The following is a 25,949-nucleotide window of genomic DNA, read 5'->3' as shown; positions in this document are numbered from 1 at the left end:
GACGTGATGTTGAGCATCGGATCCACTGTGCTGACGGTGGAAGACATCACGCGGGCGGGCGACTTCTGGCGAGCGGCCCTTGGATACGTCAACCGGCGTCCGCCGTCGGAGGACTGGGTGATCCTCGATCCTCCCGAGAAGGAGAACTGGGACGCACCGGGTGCGAGCATCGCGCTGTCGGTGACCGGCTATCCGCAGAGCTATCCGCCCCGCATCCATCTCGACCTCTATGCGTCTGACCAGGCCGCCGAGATCGCACGGCTCAAGTCCCTGGGCGCCCACGATGTCGACTGGGACGGCTACCCCGAGGGCGCCGACTGGGTCGTGCTCGAGGACACCGAGGGCAACCGGTTCTGCGTCGTGGACACCGGTCCGCAGACCTCGGGCTGAGCCGGCGCGCTCGCGAAGCGGCTTCAGTGCAGCGCGGCGACGGCCGCGCGGATCGTCTCGCGGTCGGGCTTGCCGCTCGGAAGCGTCGCGAGATCGTCGACGAGCACGAGCCGCGTCGGACGGGCATGCGCGCCGATCTGCTCGGCGACTGCGGCCCGCGCCTCTTCGAGCTGGACGGATTCGCTGCGCCGGAGGGCTTCGCCGCGCGCGACGACCACGACGGATGCCTCCCCCCAGCGCTCGTCGGGAATGCCGACGATCACCGCGGACTCGAGTCCCGGGATGGTCCGCACGATCCGCTCCACGCGGTCCAGCGACACGTTGATGCCGCCCGAGACGATGACATGGTCGATCCGGCCACGCACACGGAGCAGGTCGTCCTCGATGATGCCGGCGTCGCCGGTGCGGTACCACCTGCTTCCGTCTTCATCGCGGACGAATGCCGCGTCCGTCGCAGCGGTGTCGCCGAGGTAGCCCTCCGCCAGCGTCGGACCCGAGACACGGACCTCGCCGTCGGTGATCCGCACCGCGACGCCGCCCAGGGGCCGCCCGTCGTAGACGCAGCCGCCGCTCGTCTCGGTCGCACCGTACGTTCGCACGACGTGGACGCCCGCATCCAGCGCCTGTTCGAGGGTCGCAGCCGCGATCGCCTGACCGCCGACGAGGATCGTCTCGAACGATCGCAGCGCGGCCAGCACGGTCGAATCGTTGGATGCGGCATCCAGCAGCTTCGCCAGCTGCGCGGGCACGAGCGAGGTGTAGGTCGGAACGCGCTCGCCCCGATCGGTCGAGACCATCGTGAGGGCGGCCGCTGAGAACGCCTGGGGGGTGAAGGCGCCGGTGAGCCAGGCCGGCTCGCGATCGGCGACGATGGACCGCACGAGCACCTGCATCCCGGCCACGTAGGTCGCCGGCAGGGCCAGGAGCCACGTGCCGTCGCCGATGCGGGCGGAGGTCGCGAGTGCGCTCGCGGTGAGGGCGTCGCGACTGAGGATCACGCTCTTGGGCACGCCCGTCGACCCCGACGTCGTCACGACGACGGCGGTGCCTGCCCGAACCTCGGCTGGGAGGTCGTTCACGAGCCCGAGCCCGAGCGCGGGACCAGCGCCGTGCAGTGCACCGCGCAGCCCCCGCAGGATCTCGCGCGGATCGTCGCCGATGACCGGTTCGAGCCTCACCGCTTCTGCATTTCGACTCGCTGCGCGGCGCGCGATCCGCTCGATGTCGATGCGCGCATCAGAAGTGCCACGGGTACGGCGACCAATCCGGGTCGCGCTTCTCGAGGAACGAGTCGCGTCCCTCGACCGCCTCGTCGGTGCCGTAGGCGAGGCGCGTGGCCTCGCCGGCGAACACCTGCTGGCCCACCATGCCGTCGTCGACGGCGTTGAAGGCGAACTTGAGCATGCGGATCGCGGTCGGCGACTTGGTGAGGATGGTGCGCGCCATCGAGATCGCCTCGCGCTCCAGGTCGGCATGCGGCACGACGCGATTTACGGCGCCCATCTCGTACGCGCGCTGCGCGGAGTACTCCTCGGCGAGGAAGAACACCTCGCGTGCGAACTTCTGCCCGATCTGCCGGGCGAAGTAGGCCGACCCGTATCCGGCGTCGAAGGAGCCGACATCTGCATCGGTCTGCTTGAACCGACCGTGCTCGGCGCTGGCGATGCTCAGATCGCACACGACGTGCAGGGAGTGGCCGCCGCCCGCCGCCCACCCCGGGATCACCGCGATGACGACCTTGGGCATGAACCGGATGAGCCGCTGGACCTCGAGGATGTGCAGTCGGCCCATGGCAGATCCGATGAGCTCGTCGTGGCGCGGACCGAAGCCGCTTTCGGGAGCGGACTCCGACGACGCCTCGCCTGGCTCCGCCGCCGCCTTGTCGTACTGATAGCCCGAGCGTCCCCGGATGCGCTGGTCGCCGCCCGAGCAGAACGCCCAGCCGCCGTCCTTCGGACTCGGCCCGTTGCCGGTGAGCAGGACGACGCCGATGCGGGGGTTCTGACGCGCGATGTCGAGGGCTCGGTAGAGCTCGTCGACGGTGTGGGGCCGGAATGCGTTCCGCACCTCGGGTCGATGGAACGCGATCCGTGAGATGCGTCCGTCCGTCGAGACGTGGGCGGTGATGTCGGAATAGGCCTCGGCGCCGGGGGCCGGCATCCACTCGTTCTCATCGAACAGCTCGGAAACGCTCACCCGCACAGCCTACGGCGAGGGCGCGCCCTCTCAGGGCAGACCTCAGCCGTTCTTGGCGTCCCGCCACGCGAGCCACGAGCGCACGCGGTCGTAGTCGTACTCGGGCCCGGGGAACCCGAGGGTGAACAGCCGCACGCCGCCTTCGAACAGCTCGTCCGCCACGTCCTCGCCGCGGCGCTGGAGCTCGTTCGACAGGATGAGCGTCGACGTGTCGCGCTCTTCGCGGTCCGCCCACTTCTGGATCACCTCGAGCTTGTGGGGCAGCTCCTCCGGCCTGACGAAGCTGTGCCAGTAGTCGGCATATCGGGCGACGAGGCGCAGCGTCTTCTGCTCGCCCTTTCCTCCGATCATGACCGGGATCTTGCGGGTCGGAGCCGGATTGAGCACGTCCCAGCGCGCGTGGATGCGGGCGAGCCCCTCGGCCAGGTCGTTCAAGCGGGTGCCGGGCGTTCCGAACTCGTAGCCGTATTCGTCGTAGTCCTTCTCGAACCAGCCAGCGCCGGTGCCGAAGATGAATCGGCCCTCGCCGCCGCCCTTCGCGCTCATATGGTCGATCGTGCGGGCCATGTCGGCCTGCAGGTCGGGATTGCGGTAGCTGTTGCAGTTGACGAGGGCGCCGAACTCGACGCGCTCGGTCTGCTCCGCCCACGCGCCGAGCATCGTCCACGATTCGTAGTGACGGCCGTCCGGATCGCCCGAGAGGGGGAAGAAATGATCCCAGTTGAAGAGGATGTCCACGCCCATGTCCTCGAGGCGCCGCACCGCGTCCCTCATATCCGAATACGACACGTGCTGGGGCTGGAGCTGGACGCCCAGCCGGACGGGGATATCGGTGAGCATCCTTCAAGCCTAGGCGTCAGCGCCGAGCCCGGACGGTCTTCAGGGTCACATCCACGATGTCCCAGATCGCGATCGCGGCGATGCCGAAACCGGTGACGACCGTGACGATCGACGCGACCTGCGCTCCGTCGTCGGGGATGATCGTCGGGAAGTAAGCCGGGTTCAGCAGCATCCCCTGTGCGAGCAGGATGAGCGCCGGGATCGCGACCGCGAGCGCCAGCACCGCGTTCACGACGGCCAGCAGCGGCGTCCACCGCCCGATGAGGTACACGACGATCGCGAGCGTCGCCTCGAGCGCCATCACGATGAATAGGCCGGCGATCCACCACGGCCACAGTGCGGGGTCGAGGAACGACAGCGGCGCATCCGCGCCGGTGACGAAGCCCGGCACGAAGCCGATCGTCAGGTCCCAGATGATCGCTCCGGCCGCGACGGCGAGGAAGACGAGCGTTCCGATCATGTCGGAGAACCCGACCCCGCGCGGGCGCGGCTCGGGCAGCTGGTCGACGGTCCACTCCGTGAACCCCTTGCCCATGCCGGCGCCGGTGCGCTCGACGATCACGAAGACCAGGGTGGTCCAGAAGCACAGGTGCACCGCCACCGCGATCAGCGTGGTGACCACGTTGCCGATGATCGGGCCGAGGGACTGCCCGTCGAGCGTCTGCGCGAGCGCGATGCCGAATGCGGCAGCGGGCAGCACGATCCACAGGAGCAGCTTCAGCAGGCGCCACCAGTCGAGGAAATAGCGCGGGCCGATGAGGTACAGCGGTCGATCGGTGTAGCCCGCGGCGAGCTTGTCGGGGTCGCCCAGCTCGGTGAGCACCGCGCGCTCGGCGGCGTCATGCGGCTCACCGTCGTCGACGCGCGCGTCGATCTGATCGTCGATGGAGGCGCGCAGCTCTGCAGCGAGGTCGTCGCGCTGCTTCTCGGGGACGGTTCGCATCGCGGCGCTCACATAGCGCTCGGTGAGGGTGGTGGTGGTCATGTCAGTCCTCCTGCTCTTGGGTGGCACCGGGGAGTGCGTCGATCGCCGCGGCGATCGCGTGGAAGTCGTGGGTGAGTGCGGCGGCGAGGCGGGAGCCCGCCGTGCTCGTGCGGTAGAACTTGCGCGGCCGAGCCTCGTCGGTATTCCACTCGCTCGTGAGGTGCCCCTGCTTCTCGAGTCGGCGCAGAAGCGGGTAGAGCGTGTTCGCATCGGTCTCGAACCCCCGCGCGCTGAGCTCTTCGAGCAGGCCGTAGCCGTACCCGGGGTTCTCGAGCAGCCGCAGGCAGGCGAGCACGGCCGTGCCGCGTCGCAGCTCCTGCAGATGGGTTTCGAGTGCTTCAGTCTCGCTCATGGATCACACTGTACTGTGTCTCACACACTATAGTCAACCACACATCGAAGTGTGTGCACCGCATCGATCCTGCGGCAGTCGGGCGACGGGGCATGATGGACCCGTGAGCACCGACGCCGCAGCATCCCTCCCGCCCCTCGCCGAACTGCTCGCGACGGCGCGCGTCGTCTCGATTCCCCTCGTGACGCGCTTCCGCGGTATCGACCTCCGCGAAGCCGTGCTTCTGGAGGGCCCCGAAGGCTGGACCGAGTTCTCGCCGTTCCTGGAGTACGACGACGCCGAGGCATCCGCATGGCTGGCGGCTGCGATCGACTTCGGCTGGAGTCCGCTTCCCGCGCCGCATCGCGATGCGATCCCGGTGAATGCGACAGTTCCGGCCGTCGCCGCGGCATCAGTGGCGGCGGTGCTTGCCCGGTTCGACGGCTGTCGCACGGCGAAGGTCAAGGTCGCCGAGGCGGGTCAGCGGCTTCAGGACGACGTGGAACGCGTCCGAGCGGTCCGTGAGGCGATGGGTCCCGAGGGGCGCATCCGCGTGGACGCGAACGGCGCATGGAACCTCGACGAGGCGGAGCACGCGATCCACGCGATGGCCGAGTTCGATCTCGAGTACATCGAGCAGCCATGCGCGTCGGTAGACGAGCTCGCCGAACTGCGGCGACGGGTCAACTATCTCGGCATCCCGATCGCAGCCGACGAGAGCGTGCGCAAGGCGGACGACCCGATCGCGGTCGCCCGAGCCGGTGCTGCCGACCTCATCGTCGTCAAGGCGCAGCCACTGGGCGGTGTGCGGCGGGCGCTCGAGATCGTGGCAGAGACCGGACTGCCTGCCGTCGCCTCAAGCGCACTGGAGACCTCGGTGGGATTGGCGATGGGCGTGGCGCTGGCCGCCGCGCTCCCCCAGCTCGACTACGACTGCGGCCTCGGCACGGCCTCGCTGCTCGCCGCAGACGTGGTCGAGCCGTCGCTGACGCCGAGAGGCGGGATGCTGCCCGTCGGCCGCGTGACGCCGGATTCGACGCTGGTGGACGCGCATGCGGCATCCGAGGACCGACGCGAGTGGTGGTATGCCCGCATCGCGCGCTGTCACTCCGAGCTCGCGCGCGGCGAGCGCTGATCCGTTCGGCCGCCGAGGCTGTGCTCGGCCTCAGACCGGGTCGACCTCGGACTGGTCGATCACGAGGAGCGCCACGCGGGCGAGCTCCTCGCTGGTACGACGGCACGCCGCCTCGTAGTCGAGTCCGGCCATCGTCGCGCGCACCGACTCGCTCTCCCACACCGTGAGCATCAGACGGGCGACCTCGTCGGCGGGGAGCCGGAACCGCAGCGACTTCGCGACGCTGATGTCGGTGATGATCTGCGCGACACTCGAGCGCATCTCGGCATCTTGCGCGAGGTAGGCGGCACCCAGCCGGGCGTCCCGCATCGCATGGATGCGGATCTCGCTCATGAGCAGGATCGCCAGTCGGTCATCGCCCGAGACATCCAGCACTTCCTGCACGACCGCCAGAGCGTCGATCTCATCGACATGCAGGCCGCCGTCCCGCTCGAGCGTCGCGACCCGCTCGCGGACGGATTCGACCCGCGCCCGTGCGACCCGGCCGGCGAGCTCGAGGAACAGCTCGTCCTTCGAGTCGAAGTTCGAATAGAACGCGCCGCGCGTGAACCCCGCACGCTCGCAGATCGCTTCGACGGATGCCGCGTCCAGACCCTCTTCGGCGAACACGAGCGCCGCGGCATCCAGCAGCTTCTGACGCGTCGCCTCCCGGCGCCGCGTCGTCACGGCGCTGGTGGTCGCGCCGCTCGAAGGCGCCTTGATGGTGTCGGTCATCGACGCTCCCTTCGAATCGGCCGTCTCACGTGTCCAAACACACACGCAGTACTCAGGTTGAGTGCTCCCTCGCGCTCTACGATACACTCATGTATCCGATACAGCGCTGTATCCATCCTGTCTGAATCCTGTCAACGCGGAGGCGCTGTGTCCACTCTCCTGTATGCCCTCGGGCGCTGGTCGTACCGACACTCCTGGCGCGTCCTCGTGGCGTGGCTGCTGCTGCTCGGCATCGCGGGGGTCGGGGCGGTCACGCTCGGGCAGGGCACCGACAACTCCTTCTCGATCCCCGGCACCGAGTCGCAGGCGGGCATCGAGCAGCTGAACCGGACATTCCCGCAGGCGAGCGGCACGAGCGCGCAGATGATCGTCGTCGCCGCCGACGGCGCGCAGATCGAAGACGAACCGTACTCCTCGGCGATCGCAGACACGATCTCCGAACTCGAAGACCTCGACGGCATCCTCGCCGTCACCGATCCGTTCAGCGAGATCGTCAACGGCCAGGTCTCCGACGCGGGCGATGCCGCGATCGTGCGCATGCAGTTCGACGGACAGGCGACGGATGTGCCGCCGGGCACCAAGACCGCCCTGCAGGATGTCGCCGCCGAACTGCGCGATGAGCTGCCTGCCGGTTCGGAGGTCGCCCTGGGCGGCGACCTGTTCGCGCTGTCGGTCCCGGGGGTCACCCTGACCGAGGCAGTCGGCCTCATCATCGCGCTGCTCGTGCTGATCGTGACGTTCCGCTCGTTCGTCGTGGCCGGGCTGCCGCTCCTGACCGCCATCATCGGCGTCGGCCTGTCGATCGCGCTGATCTTCCTCTCGACCGCGTTCGCGAGCATCTCCTCGACCACGCCGCTGCTCGCCCTGATGCTCGGCCTCGCCGTCGGCATCGACTACGCGCTGTTCATCGTCGCCCGACATCAGGACCAGGTCCGATCGGGAGTGGACCCCGAGGAGTCCGCCGCGCGCGCCACCGGCACGGCCGGATCCGCCGTCGTGTTCGCCGGCGTGACGGTGCTCATCGCCCTCATCGGACTCTCGTTCGCCGGCATCCCGTTCCTGACGACGATGGGCATCGCCGCGGCGGTCGCCGTCGCGATCGCCGTGCTCGTCGCCCTCACGCTCACCCCCGCGATGCTCGGCTTCCTCAAGGGCCGGGTGGCCGGGCGGCCCAGGCGAGCGAAGCGCGCGCCCACCCGAGGGGGTCTCCGGCGCACCGCGGGGAGCACGGATGCCGCGAGCGGCGTGTCGGCGGCCGGATCCGTCGCTGCGGACGCGGCTCCCCCCACCACGCGCGGGTTCGCGACGCGCTGGGTCGGACTCGTCACGAAGCATCGGATCGTCACGACGGTCGCGGTGGTGGTGACCCTCCTCGTCATGGCGATCCCGGCCGCGAGCCTCGCCCTCGCTCTGCCGAACGCCGGCATGCTCCCCGAGGAGAACGAGGCGCGCCAGAGCTACGACCTCGTCGCGGAGGAATTCGGTCCCGGATTCAACGGCCCCATCATCCTCACCGGCACGATCGTGACCTCGAACGACCCCGTGGGGCTCATGAGCGACCTCTCCGACGACGTCGAGAGCCTCCCCGGTGTCGAGCTGGTCGCGCTGGCGACGCCGAACCAGACGGCAGACACCGGAATCGTCCAGCTCGTCCCCACGACAGCGCCGGATGACCCCGCCACGGCCGAACTCGTGCGCGAGCTGCGCGCGCAGCACGACCGCTGGCTCGACGAGTACGGCATCGACGTCAAGGTCACCGGCTTCACGGCGGTCGCGATCGACATCTCCGATCAGCTCGGCGCGGCGCTCATCCCCTTCGGCATCTTCGTGGTCGGCCTCTCGCTCGTGCTCCTGACGATCGTCTTCCGCTCGATCGCCGTGCCGATCAAGGCGGCGCTCGGGTACCTGCTGTCGGTCGCAGCCGCGTTCGGCGTCGTCGCGGCGGTGTTCGAGTGGGGATGGCTCGCCGAGCTCCTCCACGTCACCCGCACCGGGCCGATCATCAGCTTCATGCCGATCGTGCTGATGGGCGTGCTGTTCGGGCTCGCGATGGACTACGAGGTGTTCCTGGTTTCCCGGATGCGCGAGGACTACGTCCACTCCCGCAGGAGCGGCGCCACGCGGGCGGAGGCTCGGGCCATCGCGCTCGCCGCCATCAGGTCGGGGTTCACCTCGTCGGCGCGCGTCGTGACCGCCGCGGCGCTGATCATGTTCGCCGTGTTCGCGGCCTTCGTCCCCGAAGGCGACGCCTCGCTCAAGCCGATCGCCCTCGGTCTGGCGGTGGGCATCGTGATCGACGCGTTCCTCGTGCGGATGACGCTGACTCCGGCGGTGATGGCGCTGCTCGGCGACCGGGCCTGGTGGCTGCCGAAGTGGCTCGAGCGCACGCTGCCCCACTTCGACATCGAAGGCGAGGCGGTGCAGCGAGAGCTCGCCCTCACCGACTGGCCGGAACCTGACACGACGGCCGCAGTCGTCGCGGAGGGAGTGAACGTGGATGCCGGCGAGGTGCGACTCGTCGAAGACATCGCATTCCGCGTCGAACCGAGCCGGGCGTTGATCCTCACCGCGAAGGATGCGCGCGGGCCGCGCGCGCTGCTGCTCGCGCTGGCGGGCCGCGCGGCGCTGGAGGGGCGTGCACGCGTGGGCGGACACCTCCTTCCGGGTCGCGAGGCCTGGGTCCGCGCGCATGTCGGCGTCGCGCTGCTCGACGGCTCCGCCCAGCCCGTCGGCGACCTGCGCCGCGCCCTGGCCGGCCGTCCGCGCATCGTCATGGTCGATGCACTCGACGCACTCGTGTCCGGCTCAGTCCACGATCAGGCGGCGGCGCTGCTGCGGGATGCCGCGTCCGCGATGCCCGGACTCACCCTGATCGTCGCGTCGACGCACCCCGAAGCCGCGCGCAGCCTGATCGCGGATGCCGGATGGCCGGACTCCCCGATCCTCGATGTCTCCGTTCGCAGGGGTGCCGTCGAGTCCGGTCCTTCGCGTCCAGCCGCCGCGCCCGCGACGGACCTCTCAGACCTGATGCAGAGCGACCCCGAAGGAGTCGACGCATGACCCTCCACATCGAACGCGCCCGCTCGCGGCGCCCCATCACGTGGCTCACGCTCGTGGGCGTGCTCCTGCTGCCCGTGCTGATCGGCGGCATCCTCGTGGCGGCGCTCTACAACCCTGCCGAGCGCCTCGACAACATGAGCGCCGCGATCGTGAACGAGGACGAGCCCGTCACGATCGACGATCAGTACGTGCCGCTCGGCCGCCAGCTGACGGCCGGTCTCGTCGAAGGCTCCGATGAGATCGCGAGCAACCTCGACTGGACGATCTCCAACGCGGACGACGCCGCTGCGGGCCTCGCGGACGGCACGTACCAGGCCGTGGTGACGATTCCGGCGAACTTCTCGGCGGCCGCCACCTCGACCGCGCCCGGCGGAACGCCCGAGCAGGCGACGATCGAGGTCTCGACCCCGCCCGACTCGAAGGTCGTCGACGACGCCATCACGGCGCAGGTGACCGCTGCGGCGGCCTCGATCATGGGGCAGCAGCTGTCGCAGGTCTACCTGGAGAACGTGTTCCTCGGCTTCACGACCCTCGGCGACCAGCTGGGCGAAGCGGCGGACGGCGCCCACCAGCTCGCCGACGGAGCGCAGCAGGCGGCGGACGGCGCTGCCGCCCTGCCCGCCGGTGCGTCCCAGCTCGGCTCGGGCGCCTCGCAGCTCTCGTCGGGCGCCGGCGCGCTCGCCTCCGGACTCGACCAGATCGCTGCCGGCACCGCCGCTTCCGCCGACGGGGCGACCCAGCTCGCCGCCGGCCTCGACACCGCCGCCGCGCAGGTGAACAATCAGCAGCTCGTCGGCGCCGCTCAGGCAAGCGCGACATACGCCGCGACCGCCGCTTCGGAGACGGCCGCCCTCGCCCAGAGTGTCGGGGGCCTCGCCCAGACGCTCGGCGGACTCAGCGCCCAGTGCACGGCGGAGGGCGGTTCGCCGACCTTCTGCGCGGATCTGGCCGCCGCCGCAGGCGGCGCCGGCGCCGCCGCAGGTGACGCCGTGACCGCGGCGACCAGCGCAGGCACCGCCAGCGGCTACGCGGCGCCCACGGCGAGCGGCATCCAGCAGCTCACCTCGCAGACCAGTGCGGGGCTGACCGAGGCGGCCGGCCAGACGCGCGGTCTCGCGTCCGGACTGTCTCAGCTCTCCTCCGGCACGACGCAGTCCGCGACGGGCGCCCGGGGCCTGGAATCCGGAGCGGCTCAGCTCAGCGACGGTGCCACGCAGCTCGCGGACGGCGCCGGCACGCTGGCCACCGGAGTGCAGTCGGTCGCCGACGGCACGACGACCCTGGCGGACGGACTCGACCAGGCCTCAGCCGCTGTTCCCTCATACTCCGATGAGGATGCGACGAGCCTGGCGACCGTCGTCGCCGACCCGGTGACGACGGATGGCATCGGCTCCTCGCTGTTCGGCGCATCGGCCGTGCCCCTGCTGGCCACCCTCGCCCTCTGGTTCGGCGGACTGGGCACCTTCGTCGCACTGCAGGCCGCGTCGCGTCGCGCGCTGACCTCGCGCGCCCCGTCTGCGGTGCTCGCCCTGCGGGGACTCGCGCCGGCCGCTGCGCTCGGTGCCGTGCAGGGCCTGCTCGTCGCAGGTGTCGTGCAGCTCGCGGCATCGTACGACTGGGGTCAGTGGTCGGTCTTCGCCGCGGTGTGCGTGACGGCAGGGGTCGCCTTCGCAGCCGTGAACCAGGCGCTCGTCGCCGTGTTCGGCGGCGCGGGGCGCTGGCTCGCGGCCCTCGTCGGGGTGCTGGCCGTCGCGACCGGCGTGGTCTCGACCGTGCCCGGAGTGCTGTCGGACGCCGCATCGCTGCTTCCGACCGCACCCGCCTACAACGGGATGCTGGCCGCGCTGACGGATGCCGCCGGCCTCGGCGCGGGGATCGCCGGACTGCTGATCTGGTCGGTGCTCGCGTTCATCGGCACCACGATCGCGGTCGCGCGGCGTCGCGTCGCGCACTCGCGGGATCTGCTGGCCGCGTCGCCGGTTCCCGCGTAGCACCGAAGCCGGAGCAGTTGTCGAGGGCGCCCCAACGCCCTCGACAACAGGCTCAGTCCGGAGTGTCGACGACGCCGACGATCACCGCGTATCGGAGGGTGTCCCCAGCGTTCCGGCGCATGCGGATCCGCCTCGAGCGGAGGCTGCGTGTGCGCAGCGGACGCGGCGCCGCGGCACTCATCGAGCGCTCACCGTCGTCTGCCCTGATCATCACGCGCCTGCCACCGAAGTCGAACCTCTGACAAAGCGCCGGCACACCCTCAACCGCGGTTGCGGCTCCCCCGAACCGGCCTACTCTGCGCGACCCCCAAGTCCACGCGTTCATCCGGAACACAAGCTAGACCCGCACCTGCACGGTGTCAATGTCAGGGCGTAACAGTCGAGCGACTTCAGCTGAGGCCGGAGTAGGCGTGCAGACCCTTGAAGAACATGTTGACGATCGTGAAGTTGAACATGACGGCCGTGAAGCCGATGATCGAGAGCCATGCGGACCGCGAGCCGCGCCAGCCTCGGGTGGCCCGCGCGTGGATGTAGCCCGCGTACAGGACCCAGATGACGAACGTCCACACTTCCTTCGTGTCGAAGCCCCAGTAGCGGCCCCACGCGTCGTTCGCCCAGATCGACCCGGCGATCAGGGTGAACGTCCAGAAGATGAAGCCGATGATCGCGAAGCGGTACGCGATCGACTCGAGCGCATCGCTGCCGGGGAGGGTGCGCAGGAAGCGCGGACCGGTCTTGGCCGCCGCGATCGTCGCGCTCGACGCGTCTGCGAGAGCCGCCGTCTTCTGCTCCCGTCGCGCCTGCATGAGCTGGAGCACCGACAATCCGAACGCGAGGGCGAAGATCGCGGTCGCGAGGGAGGCGACGAAGACGTGGATGACGAGCCAGACGCTCTTGAGCGGGTCCATCAGAGGTGAGATCTCGACGTAGAACGCGAGGGCTGCGCCACCCAGCAGCAGGACGACGAGCCCGGTGATGAACGAGCCGAGGAAGCGAAGGTCGTACCGCAGGAGCGATGCCAGGTACACGGCCACGATGAGCAAGGTCCCGGTCAGCGCGAACTCGTACATGTTCGACCACGGCACGCGCCCGGCGGCGATGCCGCGGGTGATGTCGCCGCCGAGGTGGAAGAGGAAGCCGAGGACGGTGAGGGACGTGCCGATCCGCGCCCAGATCAGGCGAGGTCGCTCGCTCGGCGGAGCCTGGAACGCCGCCTCGGCTTCGCGCTCCTGCGCGCGGAGGCGGCTGGTGGCGTCCCGGCCCGCGGCCGTCGATCCGGTGGCCTCGGCAGTCGCTTCGGCCGCTCCGACTGACACGAGCTCGCGCTCGCGGGTGACGGCATCCTGCGCGTCGGCCGCGCGGGCGCCGCGCCGGGAGAGGTCCACCGCGTAGGCGATGAATGCGAGCGCATAGATCGCGATCGCAGTCCACACGAGCAGCACGGAGACCGAATCGAGCGTGAGGGTGCCGGGCATGAGCTCAGTCTACGGGGCGGGGATCGGCCCGACCCGGCTCGGATCCGTCGACATCGTCGCGATCGGGCGCGGTGGGCGGACCCGGCGTCGTGAGCGTCTCGCGCAGCAGCGGCGCGACCGCGTCACCGTGTCGCTCCACGAACTGGTCGAGTGCGGCCGCGATGGCAGGGTCCTCTCCTCTGGCCAGGCCCGCGTACTCGAGACGGACCGTGCGACCGTCCGGGGTCGCCTTGACCCACAGGCGCCGGCGCGGGATGAACAGCGCCGCGAGCAGGCCCAGCACGGCGAGCACCGCGAACAGAAGGACCCACGTGGCGGCGGCATCCCGGTGGATCGAGAGCGACACGAACCGCTTGACCGACTCGTCATAGCCTTCGGCGCCGGCAGGCGACTCGTTCTCGAAGGTGATGGTGCCGAGGCCCGCAGGAAGATCGGCGGTCTCCCCCGGAGCGAGCTCGATCGAGTCGACATCGATCTTGCGGCCCGTCAGCTGAGTCATGTCGGTCGTGTCCAGCGCGTACACCGAGCGGGGGGTGCCGTCGTCGATGCCGAGGTCGCCTTCGTACACGTCGAGGGTGATCACCGGGTTGACCAGCGACGGGTACGCCGACGCGAATGCCCCCGTGGTCAGCGGCGCCTGTGTCGGATAGAAGAAACCGACGAGCCCGAGCTGCTCGGGCATGCCGTCCGGAACCTTGATCACCCCGAGCGAGGTCATGTTCGTGTCCTGCGCGAGGAACGGCACCGACTCCGAGAACACCACGATGCCGTCCGAGTTGCGGATCGTGATCGTCGGGGCGTATCCGTTGCCCATCAGGTAGATGCGGTCTCCGGCCATGTCGAGCGGGTGGTTCACCCGCACCTCGCCCTGTTGCGCGCTCTCCCCCGCGATCTGGGTCGTCAGATGCGCGACGAAGTCGCCCGCCTGCCCGGCACCCTGCGTGCCGGAGGGCTGGTAGGTGACGCTGAAGTCGTCGAGCGTCAGCGAATACGGCGTCAGCGTCTCCTCGTCGACGAAGCGGCCGGGATTGAAGGAGGTGTAGTCCAGCAGGGTGTTCACGAACGTGCCGCCCTCGATGATCACCCCCTGGCCGGTGTAGGTGAATCCGCCGCCGACGCCGACCGCGACCAGCACGCCGATGAGTGCCGTGTGGAAGACGAGGTTTCCCGTCTCGCGCACGTAGCCGCGCTCGGCCGAGACCGACAGCGTGCCGCGCGAGTCGTAGCGCTCGACGCGGTACCCACCGCGCTTGAGCTGGTCGGCGGCCACCTCGATCGCCGTCGCGGCCGCGGTGTCGGGTGCCGCGCCGGCAGGCAGTTCGATGATCGACGAACGGAAGTCGGCGAGGCGCTCGAGCCGTGCCGGCGTGCGAGGCGGCCGTGCACGCAGCGCCTTCCAGTGGTGCCTGGTGCGCGGGATCACGCAGCCGATGAGCGAGATGAACAGCAGGATGTAGATCGCCGAGAACCAGATCGACGTGTAGACGTCGAACAGTTGGAGGCCGTCGAGCACCGGCGCGAGGTCGGGGTTGTCGACGTAGTACTGCGTGACCCCGTTCGGGTCCGCGCTGCGCTGCGGCACGATCGAGCCGGGCACCGCCGCGATCGCCAGCAGCAGCAGGAGGACCAGCGCCGTGCGCATGCTCGTGAGCTGCCTCCAGCCCCAGCGGAGCCAGCCCACCAGCCCGAGCGCGGGCTGCGTGATCTCGCCCGCGCCCGCATCTGTCGTGGAGTCGGCATGGTCGGCCGGTCGCAGTGTTCCCTCGGTCGGCTCGGGCGCGCCGGGGGTCTCAGAGCGGGAGCGGGACACTCAGGAACACCCCCTGCAACTGCGCCATCAGCGCGGTCCAGACGCCCGACACCATGAGGACGCCGAGGACGACCAGGAGCACTCCGCCGATGATGTTCACGATGCGGATGTGGCGACGCAGGAACCCCACCGAGCGGGTCGCCCAGCCGAAGCCCAGCGTGATGAGCACGAACGGGATGCCGAGGCCGAGCGAGTAGGCCAGGCCGAGCAAACCGGCGCGCACCGGGTCGCCGAAGTTCCACGACATCGCGAGGATCGCTCCGAGCGTCGGGCCGATGCACGGGGCCCAGCCGATCCCGAGCGCGACGCCGAGCAGCGGCGCGCCGATGAGGCCGAGATTGCCGCGGACCTGGGGCTTGAACGTCCGCTGCGCGAACCCGAACAGTCCGATGAACACGAGACCGAGGAGGATCACGACGACGCCCATCACCCGCGTGATGGGCTCGGCGTACTCGATGAAGAACCGCCCGACGGTGCCGCCCAGGATGTTGACCGCCATGAACACGACGGTGAAGCCCGCGATGAACAGGAGCACCCCGCCGAGCAGCCGACCGCGGGTCGGCTCTGTATCGAGCGTTCCGTCCTGTCGATGCGCTCCTCGGTCAGCGAGCGGGGCGCCGGTGGTCGAGCCGGGGCCGAGCGATGCGCCCGCACCGACGGATGCCGGCCGTGGCGCGACCGAGCCGCCGATGAAGCCCAGATATCCCGGCACGAGCGGCAGCACGCACGGGGACAGGAACGAGACGAGGCCGGCGAGCACCGCGATCGGGAGAGCGACCCACAGCGCGCCGTCGGCGATGATCGCACCCGGGTTCACGAGGACTCCGCGAGCGTGTCGCGTACGAGCGACGTGAGGATCGAGGCGTCCGGCAGCTGGCCGATGATGCGCGCGGCGACCCGGCCGTCGGCATCCAGGACGAGCGTCGTCGGGGTGGCCTGGATGGGCGTCTTCTCGGCGAACGCGAGCTTGATCGCCGGCGTCTCCGACGCGATCGCGCTCGGATAGGTGATCCCGTACGTCTCGGCGAACGCGGCTGCCGCCTCGGCCGAGTCGATCGTGTTGATGCCGAGGAAGGCGACGTCGTCGCCCTCGAACTCGCCGTACGCCTTCTCGAGGTCGGGGGCCTCGGCACGGCACGGTCCGCATCCGGCGTACCAGAAGTTCACCACGAGGACGTCGCCGAGATAGTCCTCGCTCGACACATCTGCACCGGACTCGGTGGTCGCCGCGAACTGCACCGGCTCGCCGCGCTCATCGGCTGGGATCTCGACGACCGCGAAGTCGCCCGCGATGTATCCCTTGTTGTCACCGGCGCGGTACTGGTCGGCCAGCGGATCGTTCGCGCACGCCGCCAGACCGGCGACCAGCGTGCCGGCCAGGAGAGCCACGGCCGCGCGTCTCACGAAGGCGGGACGGATGCCGAGCATCAGACCGCCCCCACGTCGACGGCACCGGCGGTCGAGGCCGGCTCCGCGTAGTCGGTCTCACGCCACACGTCGCCCACGAGCTCGAAGCTCGTCACGCTCGAGAGCGCGCAGCGGCGCCGACGGGGATCGTGCCGGGTCGGGAGCCCCGCGACGGCCAGGTGGGTGACCCAGATCGGAAGCTGGTGGCTGACGATCACGACGTCGCCCGACTCCGTGCCGTTCCACGCGTCCAGCATCGCCGCCTGCATGCGCTCGACGACCTGGGCGTAGGGCTCGCCCCAGCTCGGGATCTCGGGACGCGAGAGGTGACGCCAGCTCATCGGGTTCATGAGCGCGCGGCTCATCCGCTTGCCCTCGAACACGTTCGTCGGCTCGATGACCCGCTCGTCGATGACCGGCTCGATCCCCAGCAGCTCGGTGAACGGCTCCGCGGACTCGCGGGTGCGCTGAAGCGGCGACGAGATGAGCGCGCCGATCGGACGGCCGAGCCCGTGCACGTATTGGGCGGACTGCCGGGCCATCCGCCGCCCGTCGGCGCTCAGTCCGTAGCCGGGGAGCCTTCCGTAGAGCACACGTCGGGGGTTGTCCACCTCTCCGTGGCGCACGAGATGAAGGCGGTCGGCGGGCACCTCACCAGTCTACGTTGGCCGCCGGTCGGCCAGTCTGGGCGCCCGCCGTGAGCGCTAGCGTGACCGTGTGAGGTACGTGGAACGGTTGATTCCCTCTGGGGCTCCGCCCCAGACCCCCGGCTCGCTGACGCACGCGCCCTCTGGGGCTCCGCCCCAGACCCCCGGCTCGCTGACGCACGCGCCCTCTGGGGCTCCGCCCCAGACCCCCGGCTCGCTGACGCACGCCCCGCCCGGGGCTCCGCCGCCTCCCGCGGGACTGGAGGGGATCGTCTCGAGGCTGTGGATGCTCGAGGCCGCTCGGTTGCGCACCTACGAGAAGATCCTGCCGCAGCCGTCCGTCCACCTGATCGTCAACCTCTCGGAGCCCTACCGGCTCTTCGATCGGCACGGGCAGGCCACCGTCGTCTCCGATGCCTTCGTCTCCGGCGTCCAGTCCGAGTACCTCGTGATCGAGTCGCCGTCGACGATCCACCACGTCGGAGCCGAGATCCTGCCGGCTCGCCTGCCGATGATCACGGATGCCGACCCCGCGCAGCTCGCCGGCCGTGTGCAGGACGCCCGTGCCGTGTGGACCGGGATCGACGAACTGGTAGCGGCCATTCGCCGCTCTGCATCCCCGGACGACGCGCTCGGCGTCCTGACCGCATTCCTGGAATCGCGGCGCACCCCGCGTCCTGCGGACTCCGTGGTGGATGTGGCGGTCGCGGCCATCCAGGCCGATCCGGCTCAGGCGATCGGCGACCTCGCAGTCCGCACGGGAGTCTCGCACCGCACCCTGATCACGCGATTCCGCGCGGCGACCGGGCTCGCACCGAAGGCGTACGCGCAGATCTGGCGGTTCCACACCTTCGTCACTGCTGCGATGAACGGATCGCGCGCGCCGGACTGGGCCGCCCTCGCCGCGGCATCCGGGTTCTCCGATCAGCCGCACGTCATCCGCGCATTCCGCCGCTTCACCGGCTGGACGCCCGCGGAGTACTACCGACGGGTGGTGGAGTTCGGACCCGACTCCGCGAGCTTCGTCCCCCTGGAAGACCTCCCGATCGCGACGGACTGAGCTCTCACGCCTGTTCGTAGGCCTCGTGCAGCCACGCGATGAGCTCGGCGTCGATCTCGGCGTCCGACGCGACATCGACCCGATGGGTGCACATGCCGCCCGCCGCACGAAGGCGGTCGGTGGGGGCGGTGCCGCGCAGATTGATCCCGAGCTGGAGGCGGTTGGCGCTGGGCGCCTCGATCAGAGCGAACTGCTTGCTTCGCCGCAGCGACACGCTCGTCTTCTTCGGAGCGATCTCCACATCGGGTCCGAACGCGGAGACTTCGGCGACGAGGCGGTCGTAGAGGGGACGCAGCGGGGCCTTGCGTCCGTCGTACTGCGCCTCGACGAGATCGTCGCCGGTGGAACTCAGCCCGCGCGAGAGCGCACGCGCGGCGATCAGGTTGGCGAAGCCGTGCGAGACGCGGTACTCCGACTTCAGGTGCGTCATGATCTGGCCGTGCTTGGCGAACCCCGCCGCATCGACCACGACGAACCACTCGTCGAGACTCCTGCCGGTCTTGGCGGGCATGTTGTCGATCATCGTCTGAGTTGCGGCATCCACGTCCATGCGTCGCAGGCTAGCGAACGTCGCAGCCCGATGGATTGTAGGTTCTTGACGCGGCGCCCGCCGGGCCCTACAGGGCTCCCGGCACCCCGGCCGACGCGATGGCCGCGCCGACGAACCACGAGCCGATGATGAGGACACCTCCGACTAGCGGCACCCAGAACGCGATGCGGCGCTTGACCAGCAGCACGATCGAGACGACGGCGATGATGATCAGGAGAAGCCACGGAAGAGCGACCGCCACCATCAGGCCGACCGCGATCAAATCGGCGCTGCAGTCGCGGGCGCCGCACGAATCGCCCGCCATCGCGAGGAAGAATCCGAAGAACGACATGATCGCCGCGAGCACGCCGTCGAGCACGAGCAGGATGATCGTGACGACGAGGTCCCACGTCCGCACCGGTCGCTTGCCCGGAGGCGGTGCCACCGCGTAGCCGTACGGCGACGCGGCCGGAGGCGGCCCGTATGCGGGCGGCGGAGGCTCGTAGGCGGGAGGCGGGGTCGTCACGCGCTCATCCTAGGGGCCGGGGGAACCCACATACACTGGATCCTCGTGAGTACACGCGTTCTTGTGAAGCAGCTGCAGTCCCTTCCCGACGGTCCGGTCTCGGTGTCCGGGTGGGTGGAGACCGTCCGCGATCAGAAGAAGGTGCAGTTCGTCATCCTCCGCGACGAGACCGGCGCGGTGCAGCTGGTGAATCCGGCCACCCGCCTCGACCCCGATGCCGCGGAGCCGCAGAACAGCGATGCGCTTGCCCTCACCGAGTCGATCTCGGCGCTGTCCACCGGCACCTTCCTCACCGTGACCGGCGAACTCAAGCACGATGAGCGCGTCAAGCTCGGCGGCGTGGAGATCAAGGTCGGCGATCTCGACATCGCGGCCGCGGCGCTGCCCGAGACCCCGATCGCCGCCGACAGCGCCCAGGACAAGCGGATGGACTGGCGTTTCCTCGACCTGCGCCAGCGCCGCAACAACCTCATCTTCCGCGTGCAGACGACCCTCGAGCACGCGATGCGCACGTGGTGGATCGAGCGCGACTTCATCGAGATCCACTCGCCGAAGCTCATGGCCTCGGCATCCGAGTCCAACGCCGAACTGTTCGCCCTGGAGTACTTCGGCGAGCAGACCGCGTACCTCGCCCAGAGCCCGCAGTTCTTCAAGCAGATGGCGCAGTCGGCCGGCTTCGGCAAGATCTTCGAGATCGGCGACGTGTACCGCGCCGACCCCTCGTTCACCTCGCGCCACGCGACGGAGTTCACGAGCATCGACGCGGAGATCAGCTGGATCGATTCGCACGAGGATGTCGCCCGCATGCAGGAGGAGCTCCTGGCCTTCGCGATCGGTGCGGTGGCCGACAAGCACGGCGCCGAGATCGAGGAGCTGTTCGGCGTGACCGTCACGGCGCCCACGATCCCGTTCCCGCGCATTCCGCTCGCCGAAGCGCACGAGATCGTCACCGCGCGCGGGTATGAGATCCCCCGCACCGACGGCGACCTCGACCCCGAGGGCGAGCGTCAGATCTCCGCGCACGTCAAGGAGACGTACGGGCACGACTTCGTCTTCATCACCGACTATCCGCACGAGATCCGGGCGTTCTACCACATGCGGGATGCCGAGACCGGGCTGACGAAGAGCTACGACCTCCTCTACAACGGCGTCGAGATCACGACCGGCGCCCAGCGCGAGCACCGCGTCGACATCCTGATCGAGCAGGCGAAGGAGAAGGGACTCGAACCCGAGCACCTCGACTTCTACTTCGACTTCTTCCGGTACGGCGTGCCGCCGCACGGAGGGTTCGGAATGGGCCTCGCGCGCGTGCTGATGCTCATGCTGGGCGAGTCCTCGATCCGAGAGGTCACCTACCTGTTCCGGGGCCCCACCCGACTGGCGCCGTGAGCCGCCCGACGCCCGCTCAGCGTCAGCCGATCTCGATCGACGGCCTCCAGAACTTCCGCGACGTCGGCGGGATGCCCCTCATCGACGGCGGCACCACGCGAGCCGGAGTGCTGTATCGCGCCGAGGGTCTCGGCACGCTCACGCCGCGCGGGATCGACGAGCTCGCGGCGACGGACATCGGCGTGATCGCGGACTTCCGGACGCCGACCGAGCGGATGCTCTCGCCCGACCGTCTCCCGGGCACGCGGTCCTTCCGCACCGTCGAGCTGCCCCTGCTCGAAGGCGCGATGACCGGCTTCGCGCAGCAGGCGCTGTCCGCGACGACGGCTGAGGCTGCGGCCGCGGCGATCCAGAGCGCGCTGTCGCAGCTGCCCGCGCTGGGTGAGCTCTATGTCGAGATGCTCGAGCACGGCGCGGCGTCCTTCGCCGACCTGGCCCGTCTCGTCGGCGCCGCGACCTCCGATCCGCCGACGGCGGTGCTCGTGCACTGCACCGCGGGCAAGGACCGCACGGGTGTCGCGGTCGCGCTGATCCTCGATGCAGTCGGCGTCGATCGCACCGCGATCGTCGCGGACTATGCAGCGTCGGGCGCGAACCTCGCCGGCCCGTGGGCCGACCGGATGCGCTCGATGGTCACGGGGATGGGCGTGCCCCTGACGCCTGCGATCGACGCGCTGCTGACCTCCACCCCGGCCGAGGCGATCGAACAGGCGCTCGCGTGGGTCGATCAGGAGCACGGTGGCTCAGCCGCCTACCTGCGGAGCGGGGGCCTCAGCGACGCAGAGCTGACCTCCCTGCGCGCCCGGCTGGCCGGCTGACACGCCTCTTTCCCCGTACGCCCTCGCCCGATAGCGTGAGCGCAGCGGCGCGGTCGCCGCTCGACGCAAAGGGGTGGAAGATGGCGGGCAAGTTCGAGCTGTGGACCGACAAGGGCGGCGACTGGCGCTTCAATCTCAAGGCATCCAACGGTCAGGTCATCGCGACGAGTCAGGGCTATTCGTCGAAGGCGAGCGCGCTGAACGGCATCGACTCGGTCAAGAACAACGCTCCGGGCGCGGAGGTCGTCGAGATCGAGAAGTAGGTCAGCTCGCGGCGTCGAGCAGTGCGGTGCGCAGTCGGTCCGGCGACACACGCCAGTGTCCGTGCAGCTGCCCGTCGATGAGCACGACCGGGATCTTCTCCCACCACAGCTCGTAGAGCGCCGGATCGTCGGCGATCGACGCCTCGCGCACGTCGACGGCGTCCGCGATGTCGTCGGGCAGATCGGCGAGCACACTCTCGACGACGTCGTGCGCCACATCGCACAGGTGGCAATCGGGCTTGCCGATCAGGGTGAGCTCGGTCATCGCTCGACGGGGAAGCCCGCCGCGATCCAGCCGTTCGTGCCGCCCTCGACGTTGATCGCGTCGTAGCCGCGCGCCTCGAGCGCCTCGACCACGCGGCCCGACCGGCCGCCGATCGCGCAGATCACGTCGAACTCGCCGTCGGGCAGCTCGTCCAGCCGCTCGCCGATGTGCGACATCGGCAGGTTGACAGCGCCGGGCACGCGACCCGCGGCGAATTCATCGGGCTCACGCACATCGATGAGGGGCACTCCCTCACGCGCACGGAGCTGCTCGACGGTGATCGTTCTCATCCGTCTATTCTGACGGCACTTCGCACCCAGGTGGCGCCGCGCGTTCTGCGCGGGCAAACACGAAGCGCCCGTCCATCGGACAGGCGCTCGGTGTCGGTGCCGCTACTTCTTGTTGCGGCGCTGGTGGCGAGTCTTGCGAAGCAGCTTGCGGTGCTTCTTCTTCGCCATGCGCTTGCGGCGCTTCTTGATGACTGAACCCACGGAAAACCTCACTAAGTCGGGGTCTGGGCTACCTGCACATGCGTGCAGTCATGCCCGGGAACGGCAAGAACGGAAAATGCCTCTGGGCAGTCTATCAGGCGCGCCGCCGCGCTTGAACGGCCGCTGGGTCGGCGTCGGCGTCAGCCCACGTCGGCGATCGGGCGCTGCAGGGCCTCGGTGACTGCCGACTCGGGGACGCGATAGCTGCGGCCGAATCGCACCGCGGGCAGCTCGCCGGCGTGCACGAGTCGATACACCGTCATCTTCGATACGCGCATGATGTCGGCGACCTCCGCGACGGTCAGGAAGCGCACATCAGGCAACTCCGCCATGATCTCCCCTTCCCGGATCGTGCTCAGTCCAGACTATGGGGTTGGTGCGACACGTGTAAACCCATGTGACTGCTGGGGAACACAATGATTCAGACGGACGGATGCCGCGCATTGCGCTCCCGCGCGTCGCGGACGGCGATGCGCTCGAGCTTGCGCGCGTCGCGAAGCGCCCTGTCGGCATCCCGCACCGCCTTCTTCGCCTCGCGGACCTTCTTGTCCGCGACCACGTCAGCGTCCTCGAGCACCGTCCAGGGCGCCGGCGTGACGCGCCTTCCTCCCGCCGAGAGGGCGTCCAGATAGGCGGCGACTCCGTCCAGGATCCGGTCGATGCCGAACACGAAGGGATCCGCGTCGGACACGAACACCCCGTCGTCCACCGCCGCCCGAAGCGCGGGGTACCCCTCCGCCGAGATGAGCGCATCGAAGAGCGCCGCTTCTCGCGCGGTGATCTGCTCCGGCGTCAGCCCACTGGTCCGCCCCTGCGTGGCGTAGCCGGCCATCACCGTGCCGTACCAGCGCGCGTGTCCGGTGACCAGGAGCGTCACCGCCACCCGCTCCTCCTGGGTGAGCGGCGTCTCGGCCAGGACCACCAGGCTCGCCTCGATCCAGGCCGAGCTGTTCGGCGTGATCGGCGAACCGGTGATCGGGATGTCGAGCACCCACGGATGCCGCAGATACGAAGCGAGCATGCCGTGGAAGAGCAGCTGGAGACCCGCGCGCCAGCCGTCGTCGCGGACCGGCTCGGGCGGAAGCCCAGTCGCATCCTCCTGCATGAGCAGGAGGAGATCGTCCTTGGCGCTGACGTAGCGATAGAGCGACATCGGCGTGTACCCGAGGCGGGCGGCGACGGCCGCCATCGAAACGGCGCCCAGCCCTTCCGCGTCCGCGAGCTCGACCGCGGCCTCGACGATCTTCTCCACGCTCATCTCGCGCTTCGGGCCGCGCTGCGGGTCGGCGGCCACTCCCCACGCCAGCGCGACGCCTCGCGGCAGCTCGATATCCGCGTCCTCGCTCATGGCGTCGCCTCTCGTCATGCTCCATCCTAGGACTGTTTATTACGTAAACAGTCTGTTACGGTCATAAACAGTTTTCCACGTACACAGTCAGGAGTCGACATGCAGTCAGCCATCGAAGTCACCGGCCTCGGCAAGTCGTTCGGCCGACAGCGGGTGCTGTCGGGCCTGGACTTCACGGTCGCCGCGGGAGAGGTGTTCGCGCTCCTGGGTCCGAACGGAGCCGGAAAGACGACCACGATCAACATCCTCACGACGCTCGTGGTCCCCGACGAGGGCAGGGCGGTCGTGGCCGGGTTCGACGTCGTCAGCGAAGCCGAGCAGGTGAAGCAGCGGATCAGTCTCACCGGCCAGTCGGCTGCCGTCGACGACGTGCTCACCGGGGCCGAGAACCTCGTGATGCTCGGCCGGCTCTCGGGTCTCGGCGCGACGGCTGCGAACCGCCGTTCCGCCGAGCTCCTCGAGCGCTTCGATCTCATGGATGCCGCGCGTCGGCGCGTCGCGACCTACTCCGGGGGCATGCGGCGCCGTCTGGACCTGGCACTCAGTTTCGTCGTCACGCCGGCCGTGCTGTTCCTCGACGAGCCGACCACGGGGCTGGACACCCGGAGCCGGCGCGAGTTGTGGGACGTCATCCGTGGACTCGCGGATGCCGGCACGACCGTGCTGCTGACCACGCAGTACCTCGAAGAGGCCGATCGCCTCGCCGACCGGATCGCCGTGATCGACGGCGGACGCATCGCGGCCACGGGCACCCCCGAGGAGCTCAAGGGGCGCCTCGGCGGAGAGACGGTGGAGCTTCGCTCGCACTCCGGAGCACTGCTGCACGAGGTCCCGACCGACGGGACGGTGTCGGGATTGCGGCGGGCACTCGACGTGCTCGACGAGTCCGGCGCGGAAGGCACCGTCGCGCTCCGACGCCCGAGTCTGGACGACGTGTTCCTCTCCCTCACCACGCCCGGTGCGACCACGGATCCGCCCGAGAAGGCGGACACGCGCACGCAGACCCTCCAGGAGCAGCGATGACCACCGCAACCCTTGACACCCGCACCGGGGCCACCGGCATCCGTCCCCGGATCACGGGATTCACCGCCGAGTCGGTCTTCGTGAAGCGGAGCCTTCTGCACTCCCTCCGGGACGGGGAGTCGCTGCTCATGGCGATCATGCTGCCCGTCGTGCTCATGCTGCTGTTCACCTTCGTGTTCGGCGGTGCGATCGATCCGAACGGGGGCTACGTCGACTACGTGGTGCCCGGCATCATCCTGCTGTGCGCGGGCTTCGGCGCCGCCTCGACGGCGGTCTACGTCGCGAGGGATCTGCAGACCGGCATCATCGACCGATTCCGCACGATGCCGCTGCGCAGCGGCGCCGTGCTGACCGGCCACGTCATCTCGAGCCTGGTGCGCAACCTGCTGGCGACCGGTGTGGTGATCGGCGTCGCACTGCTCGTCGGCTTCCGCCCGACGGCAGGCCTGTGGGGCTGGGTGGCGGCGATCGGCGTGATCGCCCTGTACATCCTGACGATCACGTATCTGTTCGCCGCGATCGGCCTGGCCGCCGGCAGCGCCGAGGCTGCGAGCGGCTACGGGTTCATCATCCTGTTCCTTCCCTACCTCTCGAGCGCGTTCGTCCCCGTCGACACGATGCCGTCCTGGCTGCAGTGGATCGCCGAGAACCAGCCGATCACCCCGATCATCGAGACGATCCGCGGCCTGCTGTTCGGTCTGCCCCTCGGGTCCGAGCCGCTGTGGGCGCTGGGGTGGTGCCTCGGCATCCTGCTCGTCTCCGTCGCGTGGGGCGCGTGGCTGTTCCGGCGCAAGGCCGGGCGACGATAGCGGCCGGGCGCCCCGCCGACGGCGGATTCCCAGCGGATCCACAACCACGGCATACGACATTCCTGAAGTGCGAGGCCACCCTCGGGGCATGTCGAACGACGGGGTGGAACGTGATCCGGGCACTGCGGAACCGGTGGAGGTGCCACGGGACACGCGAGTGTCGCGAGGATGGCTGATCGCAGCGATCGCAGTCGGAGGAGTGCTGGTGCTCGGCCTGACCTTCGGCGGCGGCCTGGCGACCGGGCTGGTCCTGAGTGGCATCCACCGCGGCGGACTGTTCGTCTCGCAGGTCGGTCCGGGCCAGCAGTGGCAGGACGGCGAACGCCAGTGGGGTGGCGAACCTCGTCAGGGACCCGACCGTGGAACTCCGCCGCAGCACCGCGACGGGCCTGACGAGGGCGACGACGACACCGCGACCCCGACACCCACTCCGAACTCGTAGCGGAT

Annotated in this window: 29 protein-coding genes; 11 read left to right on the top strand and 18 right to left on the bottom strand. The window is 69.6% G+C overall.

Features of this window, described 5'->3' with window-relative positions; all coding sequences use genetic code 11:
* The first annotated feature begins 6 nt into the window (after nucleotides 1–6).
* Nucleotides 7–390 carry a VOC family protein gene (locus BM349_RS15430; protein WP_091707998.1) on the top strand — a complete coding sequence of 128 codons (384 nt, stop codon included), beginning with the start codon at nucleotides 7–9 and terminating at the stop codon, nucleotides 388–390.
* Nucleotides 391–413: 23 nt separating this feature from the next.
* Here the strand turns inward: BM349_RS15430 and BM349_RS15425 are convergent, their stop codons facing one another.
* The 5 genes from BM349_RS15425 to BM349_RS15405 are packed head-to-tail and all read right to left on the bottom strand — an operon-like array spanning nucleotide 414 to nucleotide 4,763.
* On the bottom strand, nucleotides 414–1,568 hold the full coding sequence (locus tag BM349_RS15425; protein WP_091707996.1) for an AMP-binding protein: 1,155 nt from the start codon (nucleotides 1,566–1,568) through the stop codon (nucleotides 414–416).
* A gap of 58 nt (nucleotides 1,569–1,626) precedes the next feature.
* The gene (locus tag BM349_RS15420; protein WP_091707994.1) at nucleotides 1,627–2,586 is read right to left on the bottom strand and encodes a 1,4-dihydroxy-2-naphthoyl-CoA synthase; all 960 of its coding nucleotides are present in this window, start codon (nucleotides 2,584–2,586) and stop codon (nucleotides 1,627–1,629) included.
* A 42-nt stretch (nucleotides 2,587–2,628) separates the two neighbouring features.
* Entirely contained in the window at nucleotides 2,629–3,426 is a 798-nt protein-coding gene (locus tag BM349_RS15415) for an LLM class F420-dependent oxidoreductase (RefSeq protein WP_091707992.1), read from the bottom strand.
* A gap of 16 nt (nucleotides 3,427–3,442) precedes the next feature.
* Nucleotides 3,443–4,411: a permease prefix domain 1-containing protein gene (locus tag BM349_RS15410; RefSeq protein WP_091707990.1), complete on the bottom strand. Its 969-nt coding sequence runs from the start codon at nucleotides 4,409–4,411 to the stop codon at nucleotides 3,443–3,445.
* Nucleotide 4,412: 1 nt separating this feature from the next.
* On the bottom strand, nucleotides 4,413–4,763 hold the full coding sequence (locus BM349_RS15405; protein WP_091707988.1) for a PadR family transcriptional regulator: 351 nt from the start codon (nucleotides 4,761–4,763) through the stop codon (nucleotides 4,413–4,415).
* Between the two features lie 103 nt (nucleotides 4,764–4,866).
* Between BM349_RS15405 and BM349_RS15400 the strand changes: the two genes are divergently transcribed.
* Entirely contained in the window at nucleotides 4,867–5,877 is a 1,011-nt protein-coding gene (locus tag BM349_RS15400; RefSeq protein ID WP_254773934.1) for an o-succinylbenzoate synthase, read from the top strand.
* A 30-nt stretch (nucleotides 5,878–5,907) separates the two neighbouring features.
* On the opposite strand, the gene BM349_RS15395 is transcribed toward BM349_RS15400, so the two are convergent.
* On the bottom strand, nucleotides 5,908–6,591 hold the full coding sequence (locus tag BM349_RS15395) for a TetR/AcrR family transcriptional regulator (protein ID WP_091707982.1): 684 nt from the start codon (nucleotides 6,589–6,591) through the stop codon (nucleotides 5,908–5,910).
* 147 nt (nucleotides 6,592–6,738) lie between these two features.
* Here BM349_RS15395 and BM349_RS15390 point away from each other — a divergent pair, with 147 nt between their 5' ends.
* The gene (locus tag BM349_RS15390; RefSeq protein ID WP_091707980.1) at nucleotides 6,739–9,651 is read left to right on the top strand and encodes an MMPL family transporter; all 2,913 of its coding nucleotides are present in this window, start codon (nucleotides 6,739–6,741) and stop codon (nucleotides 9,649–9,651) included.
* On the top strand, nucleotides 9,648–11,642 hold the full coding sequence (locus tag BM349_RS15385) for a YhgE/Pip domain-containing protein (protein WP_091707977.1): 1,995 nt from the start codon (nucleotides 9,648–9,650) through the stop codon (nucleotides 11,640–11,642). The genes BM349_RS15390 and BM349_RS15385 overlap by 4 nt, the downstream gene beginning before the upstream one ends.
* A gap of 389 nt (nucleotides 11,643–12,031) precedes the next feature.
* Here BM349_RS15385 and ccsB read toward each other — a convergent pair whose 3' ends face one another.
* From ccsB to BM349_RS15355, 5 genes are read right to left on the bottom strand one after another with little or no spacing between them, the layout of a single operon-like run.
* The gene (gene ccsB, locus BM349_RS15375) at nucleotides 12,032–13,117 is read right to left on the bottom strand and encodes a c-type cytochrome biogenesis protein CcsB (protein WP_091707973.1); all 1,086 of its coding nucleotides are present in this window, start codon (nucleotides 13,115–13,117) and stop codon (nucleotides 12,032–12,034) included.
* A 4-nt stretch (nucleotides 13,118–13,121) separates the two neighbouring features.
* Complete coding sequence (locus tag BM349_RS15370) at nucleotides 13,122–14,927, bottom strand: cytochrome c biogenesis protein ResB (protein ID WP_091707972.1); 1,806 nt, start codon at nucleotides 14,925–14,927, stop codon at nucleotides 13,122–13,124.
* Nucleotides 14,908–15,744 (bottom strand): cytochrome c biogenesis CcdA family protein, encoded by an 837-nt coding sequence (locus BM349_RS15365; RefSeq protein ID WP_091707970.1) that lies wholly within the window; start codon nucleotides 15,742–15,744, stop codon nucleotides 14,908–14,910. Before BM349_RS15365 ends, BM349_RS15370 begins: the two co-directional genes overlap by 20 nt.
* Nucleotides 15,741–16,316 carry a TlpA family protein disulfide reductase gene (locus BM349_RS15360; RefSeq protein WP_368086682.1) on the bottom strand — a complete coding sequence of 192 codons (576 nt, stop codon included), beginning with the start codon at nucleotides 16,314–16,316 and terminating at the stop codon, nucleotides 15,741–15,743. Before BM349_RS15360 ends, BM349_RS15365 begins: the two co-directional genes overlap by 4 nt.
* A 38-nt stretch (nucleotides 16,317–16,354) precedes the next feature.
* The gene (locus BM349_RS15355; RefSeq protein WP_091707967.1) at nucleotides 16,355–16,984 is read right to left on the bottom strand and encodes a histidine phosphatase family protein; all 630 of its coding nucleotides are present in this window, start codon (nucleotides 16,982–16,984) and stop codon (nucleotides 16,355–16,357) included.
* A 67-nt stretch (nucleotides 16,985–17,051) separates the two neighbouring features.
* Between BM349_RS15355 and BM349_RS15350 the strand changes: the two genes are divergently transcribed.
* Nucleotides 17,052–18,041, top strand: coding sequence for a helix-turn-helix domain-containing protein (locus BM349_RS15350; protein ID WP_368086681.1), 990 nt, complete (start codon nucleotides 17,052–17,054; stop codon nucleotides 18,039–18,041).
* A gap of 4 nt (nucleotides 18,042–18,045) precedes the next feature.
* Here BM349_RS15350 and BM349_RS15345 read toward each other — a convergent pair whose 3' ends face one another.
* Together BM349_RS15345 and BM349_RS15340 are read right to left on the bottom strand one after the other, a co-directional pair.
* Nucleotides 18,046–18,591: a DUF4287 domain-containing protein gene (locus tag BM349_RS15345; RefSeq protein ID WP_091707963.1), complete on the bottom strand. Its 546-nt coding sequence runs from the start codon at nucleotides 18,589–18,591 to the stop codon at nucleotides 18,046–18,048.
* A gap of 67 nt (nucleotides 18,592–18,658) precedes the next feature.
* Nucleotides 18,659–19,096: a DUF6264 family protein gene (locus tag BM349_RS15340; RefSeq protein WP_254773933.1), complete on the bottom strand. Its 438-nt coding sequence runs from the start codon at nucleotides 19,094–19,096 to the stop codon at nucleotides 18,659–18,661.
* A 45-nt stretch (nucleotides 19,097–19,141) separates the two neighbouring features.
* On the opposite strand from BM349_RS15340, the gene aspS reads away from it, so the two are divergent.
* The 3 genes from aspS (at nucleotide 19,142) to BM349_RS15325 (ending at nucleotide 21,566) form a co-directional block, all read left to right on the top strand.
* The gene (gene aspS, locus BM349_RS15335) at nucleotides 19,142–20,485 is read left to right on the top strand and encodes an aspartate--tRNA(Asn) ligase (RefSeq protein ID WP_091707961.1); all 1,344 of its coding nucleotides are present in this window, start codon (nucleotides 19,142–19,144) and stop codon (nucleotides 20,483–20,485) included.
* Nucleotides 20,482–21,303 (top strand): tyrosine-protein phosphatase, encoded by an 822-nt coding sequence (locus BM349_RS15330; protein WP_091707959.1) that lies wholly within the window; start codon nucleotides 20,482–20,484, stop codon nucleotides 21,301–21,303. Before aspS ends, BM349_RS15330 begins: the two co-directional genes overlap by 4 nt.
* Nucleotides 21,304–21,383: 80 nt before the next feature.
* Nucleotides 21,384–21,566, top strand: a complete 183-nt coding sequence (locus BM349_RS15325; RefSeq protein WP_091707957.1) for a YegP family protein — start codon at nucleotides 21,384–21,386, stop codon at nucleotides 21,564–21,566.
* Between the two features lies 1 nt (nucleotide 21,567).
* On the opposite strand, the gene BM349_RS15320 is transcribed toward BM349_RS15325, so the two are convergent.
* The 5 genes from BM349_RS15320 to BM349_RS15300 form a co-directional block, all read right to left on the bottom strand.
* Nucleotides 21,568–21,831: a glutaredoxin family protein gene (locus BM349_RS15320; RefSeq protein WP_091707953.1), complete on the bottom strand. Its 264-nt coding sequence runs from the start codon at nucleotides 21,829–21,831 to the stop codon at nucleotides 21,568–21,570.
* A complete protein-coding gene (locus BM349_RS15315; protein ID WP_091707951.1) occupies nucleotides 21,828–22,121 on the bottom strand; it encodes a rhodanese-like domain-containing protein in 294 nt (97 codons plus the stop codon). Before BM349_RS15315 ends, BM349_RS15320 begins: the two co-directional genes overlap by 4 nt.
* A 102-nt stretch (nucleotides 22,122–22,223) precedes the next feature.
* Nucleotides 22,224–22,322 (bottom strand): 30S ribosomal protein bS22, encoded by a 99-nt coding sequence (locus BM349_RS15310; RefSeq protein WP_003792170.1) that lies wholly within the window; start codon nucleotides 22,320–22,322, stop codon nucleotides 22,224–22,226.
* 140 nt (nucleotides 22,323–22,462) lie between these two features.
* Complete coding sequence (locus BM349_RS15305; RefSeq protein ID WP_091707949.1) at nucleotides 22,463–22,654, bottom strand: helix-turn-helix domain-containing protein; 192 nt, start codon at nucleotides 22,652–22,654, stop codon at nucleotides 22,463–22,465.
* A gap of 89 nt (nucleotides 22,655–22,743) precedes the next feature.
* On the bottom strand, nucleotides 22,744–23,688 hold the full coding sequence (locus tag BM349_RS15300; RefSeq protein WP_254773932.1) for a TetR/AcrR family transcriptional regulator: 945 nt from the start codon (nucleotides 23,686–23,688) through the stop codon (nucleotides 22,744–22,746).
* 81 nt (nucleotides 23,689–23,769) lie between these two features.
* Between BM349_RS15300 and BM349_RS15295 the strand changes: the two genes are divergently transcribed.
* From BM349_RS15295 to BM349_RS15285, 3 genes are all read left to right on the top strand, one after another.
* On the top strand, nucleotides 23,770–24,693 hold the full coding sequence (locus tag BM349_RS15295) for an ATP-binding cassette domain-containing protein (RefSeq protein WP_091707944.1): 924 nt from the start codon (nucleotides 23,770–23,772) through the stop codon (nucleotides 24,691–24,693).
* Complete coding sequence (locus tag BM349_RS15290) at nucleotides 24,690–25,502, top strand: ABC transporter permease (RefSeq protein ID WP_091707942.1); 813 nt, start codon at nucleotides 24,690–24,692, stop codon at nucleotides 25,500–25,502. The genes BM349_RS15295 and BM349_RS15290 overlap by 4 nt, the downstream gene beginning before the upstream one ends.
* Before the next feature lie 88 nt (nucleotides 25,503–25,590).
* A complete protein-coding gene (locus BM349_RS15285; protein ID WP_091707940.1) occupies nucleotides 25,591–25,944 on the top strand; it encodes a hypothetical protein in 354 nt (117 codons plus the stop codon).
* The last annotated feature ends 5 nt before the right edge of the window (nucleotides 25,945–25,949 follow it).

Source organism: Microbacterium sp. cf046 (genome assembly GCF_900114345.1).
In the GTDB taxonomy this organism is placed as follows: domain Bacteria; phylum Actinomycetota; class Actinomycetes; order Actinomycetales; family Microbacteriaceae; genus Microbacterium.
This window is presented reverse-complemented; position numbering and strand designations above follow the sequence as displayed.

Bases quoted from the DNA above. Each gene is read 5' to 3' on its own strand.
- BM349_RS15430 (WP_091707998.1), top strand. From the start codon at position 7: ATGTTGAGCATCGGATCCACTGTGCTGACGGTGGAAGACATCACGCGG.
- BM349_RS15415 (WP_091707992.1), bottom strand. From the start codon at position 3,426: ATGCTCACCGATATCCCCGTCCGGCTGGGCGTCCAGCTCCAGCCCCAG.
- BM349_RS15410 (WP_091707990.1), bottom strand. From the start codon at position 4,411: ATGACCACCACCACCCTCACCGAGCGCTATGTGAGCGCCGCGATGCGA.
- BM349_RS15405 (WP_091707988.1), bottom strand. From the start codon at position 4,763: ATGAGCGAGACTGAAGCACTCGAAACCCATCTGCAGGAGCTGCGACGC.
- BM349_RS15395 (WP_091707982.1), bottom strand. From the start codon at position 6,591: ATGACCGACACCATCAAGGCGCCTTCGAGCGGCGCGACCACCAGCGCC.
- BM349_RS15385 (WP_091707977.1), top strand. From the start codon at position 9,648: ATGACCCTCCACATCGAACGCGCCCGCTCGCGGCGCCCCATCACGTGG.
- ccsB (WP_091707973.1), bottom strand. From the start codon at position 13,117: ATGCCCGGCACCCTCACGCTCGATTCGGTCTCCGTGCTGCTCGTGTGG.
- BM349_RS15345 (WP_091707963.1), bottom strand. From the start codon at position 18,591: ATGGACGTGGATGCCGCAACTCAGACGATGATCGACAACATGCCCGCC.
- BM349_RS15325 (WP_091707957.1), top strand. From the start codon at position 21,384: ATGGCGGGCAAGTTCGAGCTGTGGACCGACAAGGGCGGCGACTGGCGC.
- BM349_RS15320 (WP_091707953.1), bottom strand. From the start codon at position 21,831: ATGACCGAGCTCACCCTGATCGGCAAGCCCGATTGCCACCTGTGCGAT.
- BM349_RS15315 (WP_091707951.1), bottom strand. From the start codon at position 22,121: ATGAGAACGATCACCGTCGAGCAGCTCCGTGCGCGTGAGGGAGTGCCC.
- BM349_RS15305 (WP_091707949.1), bottom strand. From the start codon at position 22,654: ATGGCGGAGTTGCCTGATGTGCGCTTCCTGACCGTCGCGGAGGTCGCC.
- BM349_RS15300 (WP_254773932.1), bottom strand. From the start codon at position 23,688: ATGACGAGAGGCGACGCCATGAGCGAGGACGCGGATATCGAGCTGCCG.
- BM349_RS15295 (WP_091707944.1), top strand. From the start codon at position 23,770: ATGCAGTCAGCCATCGAAGTCACCGGCCTCGGCAAGTCGTTCGGCCGA.
- BM349_RS15290 (WP_091707942.1), top strand. From the start codon at position 24,690: ATGACCACCGCAACCCTTGACACCCGCACCGGGGCCACCGGCATCCGT.
- BM349_RS15285 (WP_091707940.1), top strand. From the start codon at position 25,591: ATGTCGAACGACGGGGTGGAACGTGATCCGGGCACTGCGGAACCGGTG.